Genomic DNA, 16,026 nt, shown 5'->3' on the forward strand with positions numbered 1-16,026 from the left:
TCGGCGGGATTCCGAATATTTGGGCAGGTTCCGTGCATTCCTGCCCAACACTGTCGGTGCCGGATCGCATAATGTGCGCATGACGACGTGGAACGAATTCTCGGCAGCGGCCCCGATACTCGCGTCGGCGGTGCGGGCCCGATTCACCGCGCACAAGCACCATGTTCTCGCGACGCTACGAACAGACGGCTCACCGCGCGTGAGCGGAACCGAGGTGGAGTTCGTGGACACCGGGGTGCTGCGACTCGGCTCGATGCTCGGTGCCGCCAAAGCGCGAGATCTTCAGCGCGACGGCCGGTTCGCACTGCACAGCAATCCCGGCCACCACTCGATGGAGGGCGGCGACGCAAAGATCAGCGGAATCGCCGCAGAAATCACCGATCCTGCTGTGCTGCAACCGATATTCGACGCGGCTCCCGGCGAACTCGTGCCGTATCACGTGTTCGATCTCGACATCGGCGAAGTGGTACTGACGTCACTGGTGGACGATCACATGCAGATCGACGTCTGGCGTCCGGGAACCGAGGTACGCACCGTCACCAGGTGAGCTCTTCCTTGCAGGTTCGGCCGTGTGCGGTCGGCTCGACCTGCACGGTGGCATGGTCGAGTCCGTAGGTCGACAGCAGCGAGCGCGCGCGATCGAGCACCATCGACGACGACCCCTCGCATTCCAGGTGCACGGTGGCCACGTCCATTCCGGTGGTCAGGGTCCATACGTGCAGATCGTGCACTCCCGTCACTCCGGGAAGGGCGCTCAGATCTCCGGTCAGCGCGTCCACGTCGACGTCGGCAGGACTCGCCTGAGTGAGGATGCGCAGTGCCGACCCGGCGAGCTTGATCGCACGCGGCACCACCCACAGCGAGATGAGCACGCCGACGACGATGTCGACCCAGGTCCACCCGAACACCAGCATGAGCACACCGCCCACCAACACACCGACGCTGCCGACGGCGTCGGCCAGCACCTCCATGTAGGCACCGCGAACAGCGAGGGAGTCCTTCGCATCGCCGCGGATGAGCATCATGACGACGATGTTCGCCGCAAGACCGGCCGCTGCGGTGAGAATCAGCGGAAGACCGGGGATCTCGGGCGCATCGCCGATGCGAGATATCGCCTCGTACATGATGAACGCCGCAACGCCCAGCAGCAGAACAGCATTCGCGATCGCGGTGAGCACCTCGGCACGGTGCCAACCGAATGTCCTTGCCGCTGCAGCACTTCCCTTTCGTGCAAGGACGAGAGCGATCAAGCCCATCGACATCCCGAGTACGTCGGTGAGCATGTGGCCGGCATCAGCGAGCAGTCCGAGCGAACCGATTGCCACGGCAACGGTGGCCTCGACGACGAGGAACACCACCAGAATCGCCAGAGCGATGACCATCTTGCGAACCCGAGATCGGGGCGGCCCCGCACCTGCGGGCGAGTGACCGCCCACGCCGTGGCTGTGTCCGTGACCCGCGCCCATGACTCCCCCTCGTGACTGCAACGACTTCAGGCAGTCACCATATGCGTACATACGCATATATGCAATGGTGCGCTCGGGTCACAACTCCGGCGGGACGTGCGGATGCTTCACCGTCGGCGGAAGCGTCGCCAACGCGGAAATACGCTTGAGCCCGGCGACCTGCAACAGATCGACGATGATCGACCGCAACTGAGCGAGCACCACCGTCGCCGACAACCCGGCGTTCGAGATCAGTTCCGGCTTCGCTCCGGCAGCAACCGACCGCAACACCCGCGCGGCCTCCGCCGCATCCGGCTTCTGCCCCGGATCGGCGAGAATCATCTGGCGTAGGACTTCCACCGCATGCGCCAGCTTCTCCACCTCGTCGACCACCCGCGGGTCCAGAATTTCGTCGTCGCGCACCAAGGTCAACGACCGCCGTGCCAGCACCCGAATATTGCGAACAGCGTTGTCGATGGGGTCGGCTGTCGCCGCCAGGGCCGCCAACCGAGTGCGATGATTCCAGTACATCGGAGAAATGCGCGCGATCTCCCGGCCGCCCTTGAGATCGGTCCGCAGAGCATCGATTCCGGACTGCGTCGCCCGAGCCTTGCGCAACGCATCCTCGATGGGCTTCGGGTCGTTCGCCACTAACCCGTCGGCCACTTTCTGCAACACACTCGCCGCCGTCGCCAACACGTTCGCTGCATCCTTACGCGCCCGCCACACCGGATGCGTCGGAATCAACGCCACGATCGCGATGCCCACCAGACCACCGACCAACGCGTCGACCATGCGGTTGGGGCCACCCATGTTGCCGGGCGGAATGAGGGTCGCCACCAGCACCGCGGACGATCCGGCCTGCATGGCGATGATGGGGCCGCCGTCGAGGAACACCGCGGCCGACATCGCCAACACGACCACCAGCGCGATCTGCCATGGTCCACTGCCGATCAGGGAGATCAACAGATCGCCGACGCCGATGCCGACCGTCACGCCGGCCACCAGCTCGGCCGATCGGCGCAACCGCGCCCCGAGGGACACACCGAGCGAGACGACGGCCGCAATGGGCGCGAAGAACGGACGTTCGTGACCGACGAGATCCGTGGCGACGAACCACGCGACCCCGGCCGCCAACGCGCACTGCACGATGGGCAACAGCGACAACCGCAGCCGCTCGGTGCCCGCCTTCATCCGGGTTCGGCCACGCGCCCGGCTCGCGCGGGCCCGATCAGCCCAGGCCGAGCGCTTCCGCTGCTTTGGGGTCACAGTCTTCGAGGAGGTCGAGGCAGCGGGCGTACTCGTCGTGCTCGCCGATGTCGCGGGCGGCTTTGGCGAGGACTGCGACGCATCGGAGGAATCCGCGGTTGGGCTCATGGCTGTACGGGACCGGCCCGAATCCCTTCCATCCGTTACGACGCAACTGGTCCAGACCTCGGTGATAACCGGTACGCGCATAGGCGTACGCGGTGATGGTGGCACCCGATTCGAGAGCGGCCTCGGCGAGATACGCCCACGCGATCGACGCCGTCGGATGGGCCGCAGCAACCGTCTCGGGAGCCTCGTGATTCAGCAGTGCGGATTCGGCCTCGTCGTCGCCGGGCAACAGCGTTGGTTGAGGTCCGAGCAGATCACCGAAAGAAGTCATGGCGCTCATTGTGCCCCTACGTCACCCAATCGTGTCCGAACACCCCCGGCGGCGCTCACGCTGCGCTGCACACGCGGTCGATAGGCTGCCAGCTGACGAAATTTCGGACTTACAGCTTTCGAGGAATTCGGTGAACGAGGGAGAACGCATGCCGGACGAGAAGAACAATGCGACCCCCGAGGCCGACACGACCAAGATCGACCTGAACAAGAAGAAGCCGGCCGACGAATCGACGGACGCCTCCACCGAGAAGATCGCTGCACCTGAAGCCGATTCGCCGGTAGCTGCGCCTCGAAAAGCCGAGCCCCAGAAGATCGCGCCCCAGAAGATCGCGCCCAGAAAGATCGAACCGCAGAAGGCTCGGCCGCAGCAGGTCGGACCACGCCGCGTCGGACCGCCGGCTGCGGAACCGAACAAACCGAGTCACAAGAAGTGGTGGGCGGCTCTGGTGGCCGCGGTAGTCGTGATCGCGGCAGTGGCCGCCGGTGCGTACCTGCTGATCGACCGCACGAACGTCGAAGACTCCCCGGAAGCGCAGATTCGCACGACGGTCGAGTCGTTCACCAGGGCGCTGGCCGCCGGGGATCTGGCCACGCTGCGCAGCACGTCCTGCGGAGACCTGGCGACGTTCTACCGCGACATCCCGGACGCGGAGTTCGCCGACGTGCATCGGGTGTCCGTGGAGCAGGGCAACATCCCCACCGTCGACAGCATCGACGCCATCCAGGTCACCGACGACTCCACGGCGATCGCCCAGGTCATCGCCCACACGGACGCCAACCCGAACGATCGCTCGCCGCGCACCTTCGACCTGAGCCTCGACGGCGATCAGTGGAAGGTGTGCAGCTGAGTACCCATGTGAGTGGAACTTCGTAATCCACTACGAAGTTCCGCTCACATGGGGCGCAGCCGCTTATCCGGCGCTGACGCTGCGTCCGGCCGACTTCAGGTCGTTGCAGGCCTCGATCACACGGGCCGTCATTCCGGCTTCTGCCTTCTTGAGGTAGCTGCGCGGGTCGTAGGCCTTCTTGTTGCCCACCTCGCCGTCGATCTTGAGCACACCGTCGTAGTTGGAGAAGAAGTGTCCGGCGATCGGGCGGCTGAATGCGTACTGGGTATCGGTGTCGACGTTCATCTTCACCGTTCCGTACTCGAGCGCCTCTTCGATTTCGCTCTTCGCCGAGCCCGATCCGCCGTGGAAGACGAAGTCGAACGGCTTCGAGCCCGATGCCAGGCCGAGCTTCTCGCTGGCCACACGCTGACCGTCGGCGAGAACGGACGGCTTGAGCTTGACGTTGCCCGGCTTGTAGACGCCGTGCACGTTGCCGAACGTCGCCGCCAGCAGGTAGCGCGAGCCGGCGTCTCCGGCACCGAGTGCCTCGACGGTCTTGAGGAAGTCCTCGTTCGACGTGTACAGCTTGTCGTTGATTTCTGCCTCGACGCCGTCTTCCTCGCCGCCGACGACGCCGATTTCGATCTCCAGGATGATCTTCGCGGCCGCAGCGCGGGCCAGCAGATCCTTCGCGATCTCCAGGTTCTCGTCGATCGGCACGGCCGATCCGTCCCACATGTGCGACTGGAACAGCGGGTTCTTGCCGGCGTCGACGCGCTCCTGCGAGATCGCGAGCAGCGGACGCACGTAGGTGTCCAGCTTGTCCTTGGGGCAGTGGTCGGTGTGCAGCGCGATCGTGACGTCGTATTCGGCGGCCACGACGTGGGCGAACTCGGCGAGAGCGACAGCGCCGGTGACCATGCTCTTCACACCCAGGCCGGAGCCGAATTCTGCGCCGCCGGTCGAGAACTGGATGATGCCGTCGCTACCCGCGTCGGCGAAGCCTTTGATGGCGGCGTTGATGGACTCGGAACCCACACAGTTGATTGCCGGGAAGGCGAACTTGTGTTCCTTCGCCCGGCCCAGCATCTCGGCGTAGACCTCGGGAGTTGCGATAGGCACGGCGTCATTCCTCCATTGAAAGTTCGATTGTGTCCTGTGCAGTATGGCAACCTCCGGGCTCGGTGTCGTGCGTACCCGCTCACGTCCCTCCCGGGTGGTTGTCCGTCGAGGGGTGCCGAACAGGCCATCGAGTTCACGGTCGGCCGACACCGACTGTTCAGGAGTTGCCGGTTTCGGCCGGTAGTGTGGGCGCGGTGAGTCTTCTTGCTGCTTCGGAATCGGTGACGACGAATCTGGCCCTGTTGCCCGGTTTCCTCGATCCGGTGAACCTGCTCAATTCCTTCGGTCACTGGGTCCTGATCGGTCTGCTGCTGGTGGTGTTCATCGAGTCCGGCCTGCTGTTCCCGCTGCTGCCCGGCGACTCGTTGCTCTTCACAGCCGGCCTGATCGCGGCGTCGAAGTCCACCGAGATCGAGCCGTTCGCGTCCATCTGGACGCTGGTCATCCTGATTCCCATCGCGGCGATCCTCGGCGACCAGGTCGGTTTCCTCATCGGCACCAAGGGTGGTGCCGCCCTCTTCAAGACGAACGACGCCCGATTCTTCAAGAAGAAGTACATCGACGAGTCGCACGTCTTCTTCGAGAAGCACGGCCCGATCACGATCATCCTGGCGAGATTCGTACCCATCGTGCGGACGTTCGCGCCGGTCGTCGCCGGTGCGTCGCACATGAAGTACTCACTGTTCCTGACGTACAACGTCGTCGGCGGCATCCTGTGGGGCGCGGGTGTCACGGTTCTGGGGTACCTGCTCGGACAGATTGCGTTCATCCGCGACCACGTCGACATCATCTTCCTGCTGATCGTCGCCGTGTCCGTACTGCCCATCGTGATCGAGGTCGGCAAGCGCATGATCAAGGCCCGCAAGACTCCACTCGGGGAAGCAGCCGACGCGATCGAAGCCGACGCCCCGGACTCCAAGTCCTGATCGAGAAATTCCGAAAGCGATCGAGCCCGTGTCACTGAGCGCCACAGCATTGACCGCCACCGCACTGCAGACCGTGTCCACCGAGGCCGTCGGCAGTTTCGGACCGCTGCAGTCGGCGGGTCCGCTGGTCGTGTGGGTGATCGTGATGGCATTCGTGTTCATCGAATGCGCAGTGATCATCGGCCTGTTCCTACCCGGCGACTCGATGCTGATCACTGCGGGCATCGTCATGGCGACGCACGCGTCGGGCACCGGCCACATCTGGGCTCTCTCGGTCGGTGCGATGGTTGCGGCGATCGCGGGCAACCAGGTGGGATACATGATCGGCCACCGAACCGGTTCGACGCTGGTGGCCCGCAAGAACGGCAAGTACCTCAACACCAAGAACCTGCACAAGGTCAATCTGCTGCTGGAAAAGCACGGATTCTGGGCGGTTCTCGTCGCGCGTTGGATCCCGTGGGTGCGCACACTGTGCCCGATGGTCGCCGGGGCCGCGAAGATGGATCACCGTCGCTACACCATCGCCAGCACTCTGGGCGCGATCATCTGGGCACCGGTGCTGTTGCTCGTCGGCTTCTACTTCGGCTCGTTCATCCAACGCATCCCGTGGCTGATGCCCGCGGTGCTGATCAGCATGATCGTGCTGCTGGTCGTCGGAACGGGTCTGGGCATCTGGCAGTACCGCAAGGAAATGGCGCGTCCCGAGGAGACGATCGTCGTCGACGAGGTTGTCGAGTAGGACCAGCCGGTACGACCTAGAAACCGGCGGGAGTGCAGCCTGCGGAACGACCTAGAAACCGCGGGAGTGCAGCCTGCGGAACGACCTAGAATCCACCAGCACAGACGCGGTAGGCCGCTTCCATGAGCATCCAGCCACCGAGTTGCACGGACAGGTCGCGTTCGGGCACCTCGGACGGTCGGACCGTTCCCTCGGCGAAGGTGGCGATGTGCAGGCCCTGCCCCGGGAAGCGTGCTTCGCGGGTCCAGTCGGCACCGAACAGTGGGTTGTCCTCCACTTCGAGTCTGTTCTCCCACGCGGCCTCGGCCGAGGCGAGGACGATTGCGGCCGCGACCTCTCGTGCACGGTCGTCGGCGTCGGTGTCGCCGGGTAGTTCGGTGGCCACCAATGCGAGGTAGCGCGCGAGGATCGGGTTGAACAGGCCCCCGTCTCCCCCGCCGCCGCCGGTGATGACGAGGTTGCGGGTGAGGTGGTTCTCGACGGCGTCGACCAGAGCGTGGACGCGCTGCGCATGCCTCGGCTCGCCGAGACGGAGTGCGAGTTCGGTTTCCAGGCCGAGTGCGACGCCCTGGCAGTAGCTGTAGATCGCGCGTTCGACCTCGCCGGACTTGCCCGCGTCGACGAGGGCGCGGGTGGAATGCATGCCGTCGAGGATCAATCCGGTGCGCGAGTCACGCAGGGTGCGGTCCATCCAGTCCGACATCTCCTGGGCACGCCAGAGCCGACCGGTGCGGGCGAGCATGATCGCAGCCGGGCCGTTGGCAGGCGCGTTGTAGAAGTCGGATTTCTTGCGCCACGGGATGCCGCCGCCTTCGGCCGGAGCCCAGGCGTCGAACAGTTCCATCTCGATCTGCTGGATGCCGCTGCGATTTCCGACGAAGTGCTGACGCTGCGCACGTTCGAGGGCCAACCCGAGCCAGGCCATGTCGTCGTAGTAGTTGTTGGTCCAGCCGGTGAGGTTTCGGGTGCGGTGCGCGCGGGTGATCTTCGTCAGGCGTCGTCGACGTTTCGTGGTGAGTTCGCGGTCGGCGGCATCCACTGCGCAGTCGAGCAGGTGTGCCTGCCACCAGTAGTGCCAGCGCAGGAAGGCACGCTCATGCTTGACGGGCGGCCACGCGACGACTCCGAGCGCCGTACCGGGCAGTCCCCACAGCCGACGCATGTGCCGTGCGACGACGGCCCCCTCCGCAGCGTCGGCACGCTGCGACCACAACTCCTGCATACCCGCAATCCTGCCACTACCGTTGCCGAACCGTTACATCCCGTCCTGGTAAAGCCCTTTCTTCACCATGCGGTATCGAGATCGGCGTGGCGACGAATCCACGAGTGCATCGCAATCCCGGCCGCAACACCGGCATTGATGCTGCGTGTCGACCCGAACTGCGCGATCGAGACCGTCATGGACGCGGACTCCCGCGCACTCTCGGAGACGCCGGGACCCTCCTGGCCGAACAGCAGCAGGCAGTTGCGCGGCAATTCTGCCGTTTCGATCGGCACCGAGCCCGGGGTGTTGTCGACGGCGACGACGACGAGCCCCTGGTCCTCGGCGAACGCCATCAGCGCCTCCACCGAATCGTGGTGGTGAATGTGTTGGTACCGGTCGGTGACCATCGCGCCGCGACGGTTCCATCGACGCCGCCCGACGATGTGCACAGCCTGTGCGGCGAAGGCGTTGGCCGTCCGCACCACGGTGCCGATGTTCGCGTCGTTCGCGAAGTTCTCGATGGCGACGTGCAGGGAATGACGGCGAGTATCGATGTCGGCGACTATGGCCTCGCGTCGCCAGTATCGATATGCGTCGACGACATTGCGTCGATCACCGGCGGCGAGTAGTTCGGGGTCCAGTCGCGGGTCGTCGGGCGGCGGCTCGTCGTGGGTTTCCGACCACGGGCCGACGCCGTTCGGGTTCTCACCCCATTCGGTGGGACCGACTTCGGCCGTTTGGCCGTCGATCTCGTTCTCGCTCAATAGATTTCGTTACTGTCGGGCGCGATCCGGAATCCGTGACCGGTGGCGTCGTTCGCGCACGAGATACCGTTCTCGGCCGAGGTACAGGTATAGCCACCCTCGGCGATGGTCGCGCCGACCGCCAGCGGCGGATCCATCGACTCTCCACCCGAGGTGTACACCACTCCCCCGGAACACATGAATGCCGCGGGACCGTCGTTGGTCACGCGAATACCGTTGCCCCAGTTGATCATGCAGTCGTCGGGCCGCGGCGGGACCGGGGTGGTCGTGCCTTGACAGCCGGCCTCGGTGCGACTCGACAGCGGCACGATGCCGCATTGAAACAGCCCGTCGGGCGAAGTGAAGTAATAGGCCCCGCCGATCGCGGCATAGGTCGTCTGCGGCTCCGCGACCGGTGGGGGTGGTTCGACCGGCGGGGGCGGCGGCGCTTCCGATGTGGTCGTCACCGGCGGCGGAGTCGTGGTCGGTGCGGTCGTCGTGGTGGTCGGCACGGGGGTGGTGGTCGACGACGGAGGCGGCGCTTGCGCAGCCGACTCGCTACTGCAGCCGGTGAGGACGAGCGCCGACCCGATCCCGACCGCGACCGCCCACGCCCGCACCGTTCCGAATCGCACTGTCCCGAATTGTCTTGTCCTTCTCGACCGCACCGTGCTCAGCATGAAGAAAACCCGACCCACCTTTCGACACCTACTGCTCGAAAGACAGACGATACCGGCGCAGCGCCGGCATCGTCCGGTGCGGCGTTCTAGGTGTGGCTCAGACGGCGGTTGACTTCACGGGTGAGCCACGCAGGCGAGAACCGTGAACCGAGCGAGAGCGCCTTGGAGGGCAGTCCGACCGGGAAGTGCACCTTGTGCAACCGACGCTTCACCGGACGGGTGGCGTCGAAGATCGCGTCGGACACATCTTTGACGGTGAGCTTGATACCCAACGAGCTCGTGGTGCCCGTCGAGATCTTCTCGGTCATCGCCGTCTGGACGAACAGCGGCCACATGGCCTTGACCGCGATGTCGTACTTGCTCCATTCGAGATCCAACGCCTCGGTGATGCCGCGCACCGCGAATTTGGATGCGCCGTACGTCACCAACTCGGGCTGACCGTAGATGGCCGAGGCCGAGCACAGGTTGACGACCTGCGCGCCCGGGGTGTCCCTGAGGTAGGGGAATGCAGCGTGGGTGCCGTAGACGACGCCGTTGACGTTGATGTCGATCTGGCGGCGATGCACCGAGAGCGGCATGTCTTCGAAGGCCCCTGCAGCGAGGATCCCGGCATTGTTGATCAAGATGTCGAGTCGACCGTCACCCTCGGCAACGAACTCCTTCAACCGGGTTTCCCACTGGTCGGAGTTGGTTACATCCAAAGTACCGGTGAACACCCGACCGCTGAGCGAAGCAGCTTCCTTGCCGAGTGACGCCAAACCGGTCTCGTCGATGTCGTACGCACCGACGAGGTAACCGTTGGCAGCGAACTTGAGTGCCGTTGCACGGCCGATGCCGGCCGCGGCACCTGAGATGAAGACAGTTGGTCGAGTCACATCGATCACCGTACATGTAACCCTACTTACGAGTAACCCCCAATCTCCGATCGATCGAACGCCGTCTCCCGACGGCACAGGAGTACCGAAGTGAACGACTCGAGGATCGTGCGAGCCGTCGTCGTCGTGGCGATCGGCTATTCGATAGTGCTGGCAGTCTGGATCGGCTGGCTCGTGGACAAGACCCCGCCCGGCACATTGCCGTACCAGTTGGCAGCCCTGGTGGCCGGATTCGGCGCAGCCCTCGGCCTGGCCATGATGATCGCCGGACGCCCCACGCGCGAGCAGAAGGATCTGATCGAACACGGCGTCGAGGGGTGGGCGACGGTGGACGCGATCCGGCGCATCGACGACGACACCGCCGAGCTGGACCTGGAGTTCACCGTGCCGGGCTCGAGCAGCTACTTCGGCAAGATCGTCTACGGCATTCCCCGAGCCGACACCGCACACTTCGAGCCGGGCACGGTCATCGCCGTTCGAGTGGACCCGGCCCATCGAGAGCGGGTTCTGCTGCTTCCCCGTCACGGCGTCGACGAGTAGTGGCCAGGGCGTCGACGAGCAACATCTGAGCGGCCACGTACGTGGACAGGATCACCGCCTCCGCCGTGCGGCGCTGCCGTTCGTCGGTGAGGAACAACCGTCGGTGGACGATCAGCGCGTCGGACACCGTGAACAGGATGCCGCCCACGACGAGCCTGCGGTCACCACCACGTGAAACCGACCGCGCAGACAACGTCGACGTCGTCGCGAGCACGCCGCCGTAGGCCGACAGGGTCGGGGCGACCGCCGGTTGGCGTCGAGCCAGCAGGATCGACGCGGCCACCCAGCCCGCGTATCGCGGAACGGCGTCCAGCAGAATCGGTCGCGCACCACGACGCCACAGCAGAAACGTGTAGCAACTCTGCATGACTCCGAATGCAGTGGCACCGAGTTCGAGCGCCGAGTCGTCGTCCGGGTCGATCAACAGCACGTCGCCGATGGTGGCTGCGACCAGCCCCGTCGCCAGCACCCGGTCGTGTACCGGATCGAGGGCGGTGGCCAATGCAGGAACGATCAGCGGCTTGGCGATCTTCTGCAGCCGTGCCGAGCCCGTCCACGCCCCGAGCACTGTCACCGCACCTGCCACCGACGCGGCAACGCGGGCATATCCCACCCGATCGATGTTCACTTCCGACCTTTCCGGGGCGAATCCGTCATAACGACCGTCACATGTGACCCTGACCCCTATCGCTTGATACTCGCAGTGAGCGTGGGCATCGTGGACAGGTCGGTCGGATCATTTTCGAAAGCACTGGGGACCATCATGCGCCGCAAACTCACCGGGCACACTCGCATCGCAGGTGACGAGGTCGCCGGCTACCCCAATCCGCTTCTCCGCGACTGCGACCTTCGCCAGGCACAGATCAAGCGCTGGGTCGTCACCCTGTTGATCGTCATGGTGCCGTTCTCGCTGTGGATCGGCACCGGTGCCTACTCCGAGCAGCAGCAACGACTCGACGAGCAGCGCACATCCATCCACCAGGTGACGGCCACCACGACCGATGTCGCAGCCGTGGCACCGACCGCCGCGACCAGCTTCGACTCCACCAACGGTGCCGCCGTGACGGCCGTTCCCTCGCAGTGGGTCTACCGAGGCGTCGAGCACACCGGCCGCGTCAGCGTCGACACCGGGTCGCCGGTCGGTACGACCGCTCAGATCTGGGTGAACGACGCCGGCGAGCTGAGCCTGCGGCCACTGACCTCGTCGGATGTCGTCGCTGCCGCGATCTTCAGTGCTGTCGGAAGTTGGATCCTGGCGGCCACTGCGCTGATCGGCTTCTACTACGTCATGCGCTTCCGTTACGACGGGCGCCGAAACGCCGAGTGGGATCGCGAGATCGCCGATCTACTGAGTCGACACTGATCCGCTCTCATCCCCCCGAGCTCACCCCACCCGATTTCAACGGCAGGTGAGCCCCGCGTTGCGATAGATAGTTAGTGTATGTAACAATAAGCCGGTGAGCCATTCCCACGACGACCTCAAAGATCTGGTCTCGGAGCTGGTCACCAGTTCGTCACGCTTCGTTCGCCTGGCTGCCCGATTCGGCAGCGACGAATGGCCCAGAGCGTGGATGCGGGCACTGTCGCTGCTCGAGGAGTATCAGCCCCTGCGCATCAGCACCTTCGCCGAGTTGGACCGATGCTCGCAGCCCTCGGCCACGGCACTGCTCGCGAAGTTGGGCAAGAACGGCCTGGTGACCAAGACGTCCGACCCCGACGACTCGAGGGCAGTGCTCGTCGAGATGACCGAGGCCGGCCATCGGTGGCTCGCCGCGAGTCGCCGTCACATCGTCGACGGACTCGTCCCGTACCTGTCCGACCGAGACCCGGAACAAATCCAGAAATTGACCGACGGCCTGAGCGAGCTTCGCAGCATCCTCGAACCCGTCGATCGCGAAAAGAGAGGAACTCTTTCGTGACCACCAGCACCTCCCCCGAAAGCCTGCTGAAGCAACCGCGCGCCGTGTGGGCCGTCGCGTTCGCCAGCGTCATCGCCTTCATGGGCATCGGTCTGGTCGACCCGATCCTCAAGCCGATCGGCGAACAACTGCACGCCTCGCCGTCCCAGGTGTCGCTGCTGTTCACCAGCTACATGCTCGTCACCGGCGTCGCGATGCTGATCACCGGCGTCGTGTCCAGCCGATTCGGGCCCAAGCGCACACTGCTGGCCGGCCTGGCCGTCATCGTGGTCTTTGCTGCCCTCGCCGGCATGTCCGGTTCCGTCGGCGAGATCATCGGATTCCGCGCCGGCTGGGGACTGGGCAACGCCCTGTTCATCGCCACGGCGCTCTCGACCATCGTCGGCGCAGCATCCGGCGGCGTCGCCCGCGCGATCATCCTCTACGAGGCCGCACTGGGCATCGGAATCGCAACCGGCCCGCTGGTCGGCGGCCTCCTCGGCGGATTCAGCTGGCGCGGACCGTTCTTCGGCGTCGCGGTACTGATGGCCATCGCATTCATCCTGCTGATCGTCATGCTCCCGGACACCCCCAAGCCCGCGCACACCACGTCGATTCTCGATCCGTTCCGGGCACTGCGACACCGCGGACTGCTGACCGTCGGCATCACCGCACTGCTCTACAACTACGGCTTCTTCACCCTGCTGGCGTACACCCCGTTCCCCCTGGACATGGGCACCTACTCGATCGGTTTCATCTTCTTCGGCTGGGGCCTCTGCCTGGCCGTGGCATCGGTGTTCATCGCACCGAGACTGCAGCGGGCCTACGGAACGCTGAACATGATGATGCTCTCGCTCCTGCTCTTCGCCGTCGACCTCGGCGTCATGGCGATGTTCACCGAGAACAAGACCGTCCTGATCGTCGGAACCGTGGTGGCCGGCCTGTTCTTGGGCGTCAACAACACTCTGATCACCGAGACCGTCATGATCTCGGCGCCGGTGGAGCGCTCGACCGCGTCGGCGGCCTACAGCTTCGTCCGCTTCACCGGCGGTGCCGCTGCTCCCTACCTAGCCGGCAAGCTCGGTGAATCCAACATGCACGTCCCGTTCTGGGTCGGCGCGGCCTGCACGGCCCTGGCCATCGTCGTCCTTGCAAGCGGCCGAAAAGTCCTCGCCCACGTGGACGAACACGAGCCGGCACCGCACAGCATCGACGAGGCCCGCGCGGTGACAGTAGGCGACTGAACCCTCCGATCAACCGCCGGATCCGACGGCCGAGAGCATCGCTCTCGGCCGTCGACGTGTATCAATGGCCTCATTCGTCACATCCGTCTCATCAGTAACACTTTGGTAACCAATACCTCAGTAAAGGACTTTTCGGTTCGATGTACCGTCCGGTTGGTTTACGGTCACGTCATCACGGTTGTTCGTGTGACTCACCAACAACACTCGTTCCGCGTGGGAGGACGGGTGCGCGCAGCTCACTGCTGCCACTGACCGAAGGGCCACAATCTCCATGTCGCAGAAGTCGATCGCCAGGTCCAAGAAGGCGCGCCTCGCCGCAGCCGGGGCCGCCATGGCACTGTCCCTGTCCATCGCCGCACCGGGAATCGCCAGTGCTCAGGAGCCCAGTACCCCAGAGAGCTCCGAGGTTCAGGCACCGGCGGGCGAAGAATCCGAAGGCGTCGAACCCGCCACTCCCACAGGCGAACAGGGTGCCGCAGTAGAAGGATCGGGCACCGCAACAGCCGAAGGACAGATCGACGCACCTGTCCCGGCCGTCACGTCCGAGGACGCAGCCGCGGCCGCCGCAGCCGCAGTCCCGACACCCGAAGCCCCCTCCGCCGTTCGTCCACTGCCGCAGATCACCGGCGGCGTCGTGTTCAACGAAGACGGCACGGCCACAGTCAATCTCGACGTCATTCCGCAGTTGTCCGACGCCGAGAAGAAGGCGATCGCCGACGCCGAGGCCGCCAGCAAGGAAGCCGCAGCCGCATCGGCTGCCGCCCAGGTACGTCTCGAGACGGCCAAGGCAGCCGAGGCCACCGCGAGCACCGACGCCACCAAGGCAGAGGTTGCTGCTGCCGAGGCAGACGTCAAGGCCAAGGCCGCCGTCACGGCCGCCTCGAACGCCAAGGTCGAGAGCGCAGCAGCGAGCGCAGCGGTCACCGCAGCGAAGAACACCGCTGCCGAACTGAAGACCAAGGCCGACGAAACCAAGGCCGCCGCCGACAGCGCTGCAACAGTCGCAGCCGAGGCCGAGGCGAAGGCGAAGGAGCTCGAAGCCGCAGCCGTCTCGGGCGACCCCGAGGCCACCGCCGCAGCCGAGGCAGCTCGTGCAGACGCCGACGCGAAGGCCGAACTCGCCGCCACCGCCAAGGTCGATGCCGACGCATCGAACAAGGCACTCGCGGATTCCGTTACCGCTGTTCAGGATTCGTTCAAGAACTTCAACCTCGCCAAGGTGACCGCTGCAGTTCGCGCTGCCGCTGCCACAGCCGCGAAGTCGCTGGCACTGAACATCGAGGCTCAGACCGCTGCCGCAGTGGCTGCAGTGGCCGAGCAGAACGCGAAGAACCTCGAAGCCGCAGCCGAGGCCGCCGCAGGTGAGGACACTGCATCCGAGAAGGCCGCAGCCGACGCCCGAACTGCAGCCGACGCAGCGAAGGCCGATGCCGACGCCAAGGCCGAGGCGGCAACCGCTGCCCAGGCTGCACTCGATTCCGCGCCGTCGGACGCCGATGTCGCTGAGTTGCAGGCCAAGGCCGACGCAGCCGCAGCGGCACTGGTGACGGCGAATACGGCCGTAGAGACGGCGAACGCCGACTTGCAGACCAAGACCGACGCAGCCGCGGCCGCCAAGACCAAGGCCACGGAGGCAGCAGCCACGCTGAAGACGGCTCAGGACGCCGCAACGGCCGCCAAGACCGAAGCCGACGCCAAGGCGAAGGCCGAGGCCGATCTCAAGGCCGAGGCAGCCGAATTGGCAGCCAGCGGACCGAAGTTCGAGTGGACCATCAACCTCGGCAACACCGTGAAGGAAGACGTACCCGTCACCGAGGTCGACGAGAACACCGTCGTCGTCGACGAGACCGGAGTCTCGCTCGTCGGCGTCAAGAACGAGGACGGATCCTTCACCGTCGCGGACTACTTCACCACCGACGACAACGGCGTCGTCAGCGTGGCCGGAGAGCTCCCGCCGGTCGATCTGGCCCTCGGCGATTCCTCGAACGAGGCGTCGGGCGCTTCGGACAGCTCGTCGAACACCCCGGTGATCCTGGCCGGCGTCGGCGTGGTCGTCGTCGCAGCTGCCGGTGGCGCGTTCTACCTGCGTCGCCGCAGCTCCACCGATGCCACCTCGTAACACCCGCTGGC

General features: G+C 65.2%; 18 protein-coding genes. 9 read left to right on the forward strand and 9 right to left on the reverse strand.

Annotated elements, in window-relative coordinates; all coding sequences use genetic code 11:
• The first annotated feature begins 79 nt into the window (after positions 1 to 79).
• Positions 80 to 547, forward strand: coding sequence for a pyridoxamine 5'-phosphate oxidase family protein (locus CH268_RS19815; protein WP_176457996.1), 468 nt, complete (start codon positions 80 to 82; stop codon positions 545 to 547).
• Here the strand turns inward: CH268_RS19815 and CH268_RS19820 are convergent.
• The 3 genes from CH268_RS19820 to CH268_RS19830 all read right to left on the reverse strand — a co-directional run bounded on the left by CH268_RS19820 (position 537) and on the right by CH268_RS19830 (position 3,093).
• Complete coding sequence (locus CH268_RS19820) at positions 537 to 1,466, reverse strand: cation diffusion facilitator family transporter (protein ID WP_094665661.1); 930 nt, start codon at positions 1,464 to 1,466, stop codon at positions 537 to 539. The genes CH268_RS19815 and CH268_RS19820 overlap by 11 nt on opposite strands.
• Positions 1,467 to 1,544: 78 nt before the next feature.
• Positions 1,545 to 2,639 (reverse strand): FUSC family protein, encoded by a 1,095-nt coding sequence (locus CH268_RS19825; RefSeq protein ID WP_032371495.1) that lies wholly within the window; start codon positions 2,637 to 2,639, stop codon positions 1,545 to 1,547.
• 37 nt (positions 2,640 to 2,676) lie between these two features.
• Positions 2,677 to 3,093, reverse strand: a complete 417-nt coding sequence (locus tag CH268_RS19830) for a DUF3151 domain-containing protein (protein ID WP_027494301.1) — start codon at positions 3,091 to 3,093, stop codon at positions 2,677 to 2,679.
• 148 nt (positions 3,094 to 3,241) lie between these two features.
• Between CH268_RS19830 and CH268_RS19835 the strand changes: the two genes are divergently transcribed.
• Positions 3,242 to 3,943, forward strand: coding sequence for an Rv0361 family membrane protein (locus tag CH268_RS19835; RefSeq protein WP_094665662.1), 702 nt, complete (start codon positions 3,242 to 3,244; stop codon positions 3,941 to 3,943).
• Positions 3,944 to 4,006: 63 nt separating this feature from the next.
• Here CH268_RS19835 and fbaA read toward each other — a convergent pair whose 3' ends face one another.
• Positions 4,007 to 5,047 (reverse strand): class II fructose-bisphosphate aldolase, encoded by a 1,041-nt coding sequence (gene fbaA / locus CH268_RS19840; protein ID WP_027494302.1) that lies wholly within the window; start codon positions 5,045 to 5,047, stop codon positions 4,007 to 4,009.
• A 185-nt stretch (positions 5,048 to 5,232) separates the two neighbouring features.
• Here fbaA and CH268_RS19845 point away from each other — a divergent pair, with 185 nt between their 5' ends.
• Both CH268_RS19845 and CH268_RS19850 read left to right on the forward strand, forming a co-directional pair.
• Positions 5,233 to 5,973 carry a VTT domain-containing protein gene (locus CH268_RS19845; RefSeq protein ID WP_370878752.1) on the forward strand — a complete coding sequence of 247 codons (741 nt, stop codon included), beginning with the start codon at positions 5,233 to 5,235 and terminating at the stop codon, positions 5,971 to 5,973.
• Positions 5,974 to 6,046: 73 nt separating this feature from the next.
• On the forward strand, positions 6,047 to 6,712 hold the full coding sequence (locus CH268_RS19850) for a DedA family protein (protein WP_027494304.1): 666 nt from the start codon (positions 6,047 to 6,049) through the stop codon (positions 6,710 to 6,712).
• Positions 6,713 to 6,797: 85 nt separating this feature from the next.
• Here the strand turns inward: CH268_RS19850 and CH268_RS19855 are convergent, their stop codons facing one another.
• The 4 genes from CH268_RS19855 to CH268_RS19870 all read right to left on the reverse strand — a co-directional run bounded on the left by CH268_RS19855 (position 6,798) and on the right by CH268_RS19870 (position 10,214).
• Entirely contained in the window at positions 6,798 to 7,934 is a 1,137-nt protein-coding gene (locus CH268_RS19855; protein WP_032364937.1) for a glycoside hydrolase family 76 protein, read from the reverse strand.
• Positions 7,935 to 7,996: 62 nt separating this feature from the next.
• The gene (locus CH268_RS19860) at positions 7,997 to 8,680 is read right to left on the reverse strand and encodes a TrmH family RNA methyltransferase (RefSeq protein ID WP_094665663.1); all 684 of its coding nucleotides are present in this window, start codon (positions 8,678 to 8,680) and stop codon (positions 7,997 to 7,999) included.
• Positions 8,677 to 9,339, reverse strand: a complete 663-nt coding sequence (locus tag CH268_RS19865) for a DUF6636 domain-containing protein (protein WP_441346987.1) — start codon at positions 9,337 to 9,339, stop codon at positions 8,677 to 8,679. Before CH268_RS19865 ends, CH268_RS19860 begins: the two co-directional genes overlap by 4 nt.
• A gap of 86 nt (positions 9,340 to 9,425) precedes the next feature.
• Positions 9,426 to 10,214: an SDR family oxidoreductase gene (locus tag CH268_RS19870; protein ID WP_027494308.1), complete on the reverse strand. Its 789-nt coding sequence runs from the start codon at positions 10,212 to 10,214 to the stop codon at positions 9,426 to 9,428.
• A gap of 90 nt (positions 10,215 to 10,304) precedes the next feature.
• Here CH268_RS19870 and CH268_RS19875 point away from each other — a divergent pair, with 90 nt between their 5' ends.
• A complete protein-coding gene (locus tag CH268_RS19875; protein ID WP_027494309.1) occupies positions 10,305 to 10,754 on the forward strand; it encodes a hypothetical protein in 450 nt (149 codons plus the stop codon).
• Here CH268_RS19875 and CH268_RS19880 read toward each other — a convergent pair.
• Complete coding sequence (locus tag CH268_RS19880; protein ID WP_094665713.1) at positions 10,681 to 11,376, reverse strand: lysoplasmalogenase; 696 nt, start codon at positions 11,374 to 11,376, stop codon at positions 10,681 to 10,683. The genes CH268_RS19875 and CH268_RS19880 overlap by 74 nt on opposite strands.
• A 141-nt stretch (positions 11,377 to 11,517) precedes the next feature.
• On the opposite strand from CH268_RS19880, the gene CH268_RS19885 reads away from it, so the two are divergent.
• From CH268_RS19885 to CH268_RS19900, 4 genes are all read left to right on the forward strand, one after another.
• Entirely contained in the window at positions 11,518 to 12,117 is a 600-nt protein-coding gene (locus CH268_RS19885) for an Rv1733c family protein (protein ID WP_094665664.1), read from the forward strand.
• A 94-nt stretch (positions 12,118 to 12,211) separates the two neighbouring features.
• A complete protein-coding gene (locus tag CH268_RS19890; RefSeq protein ID WP_032364936.1) occupies positions 12,212 to 12,673 on the forward strand; it encodes a MarR family winged helix-turn-helix transcriptional regulator in 462 nt (153 codons plus the stop codon).
• On the forward strand, positions 12,670 to 13,896 hold the full coding sequence (locus CH268_RS19895; RefSeq protein ID WP_094665665.1) for an MFS transporter: 1,227 nt from the start codon (positions 12,670 to 12,672) through the stop codon (positions 13,894 to 13,896). Before CH268_RS19890 ends, CH268_RS19895 begins: the two co-directional genes overlap by 4 nt.
• A 271-nt stretch (positions 13,897 to 14,167) precedes the next feature.
• Complete coding sequence (locus CH268_RS19900) at positions 14,168 to 16,015, forward strand: hypothetical protein (protein WP_094665666.1); 1,848 nt, start codon at positions 14,168 to 14,170, stop codon at positions 16,013 to 16,015.
• The last annotated feature ends 11 nt before the right edge of the window (positions 16,016 to 16,026 follow it).

Origin of the sequence: Rhodococcus sp. 06-1460-1B (assembly GCF_002258475.1) — a bacterium.
Lineage (GTDB): Bacteria > Actinomycetota > Actinomycetes > Mycobacteriales > Mycobacteriaceae > Rhodococcoides > Rhodococcoides fascians.

Coding starts and splice junctions, on each gene's coding strand:
- CH268_RS19815 (WP_176457996.1), top strand. CDS start 80: ATGACGACGTGGAACGAATTCTCGGCAGCGGCCCCGATACTCGCGTCG.
- CH268_RS19820 (WP_094665661.1), bottom strand. CDS start 1,466: ATGGGCGCGGGTCACGGACACAGCCACGGCGTGGGCGGTCACTCGCCC.
- CH268_RS19825 (WP_032371495.1), bottom strand. CDS start 2,639: ATGAAGGCGGGCACCGAGCGGCTGCGGTTGTCGCTGTTGCCCATCGTG.
- CH268_RS19830 (WP_027494301.1), bottom strand. CDS start 3,093: ATGACTTCTTTCGGTGATCTGCTCGGACCTCAACCAACGCTGTTGCCC.
- CH268_RS19835 (WP_094665662.1), top strand. CDS start 3,242: ATGCCGGACGAGAAGAACAATGCGACCCCCGAGGCCGACACGACCAAG.
- CH268_RS19855 (WP_032364937.1), bottom strand. CDS start 7,934: ATGCAGGAGTTGTGGTCGCAGCGTGCCGACGCTGCGGAGGGGGCCGTC.
- CH268_RS19865 (WP_441346987.1), bottom strand. CDS start 9,339: ATGCTGAGCACGGTGCGGTCGAGAAGGACAAGACAATTCGGGACAGTG.
- CH268_RS19885 (WP_094665664.1), top strand. CDS start 11,518: ATGCGCCGCAAACTCACCGGGCACACTCGCATCGCAGGTGACGAGGTC.
- CH268_RS19900 (WP_094665666.1), top strand. CDS start 14,168: ATGTCGCAGAAGTCGATCGCCAGGTCCAAGAAGGCGCGCCTCGCCGCA.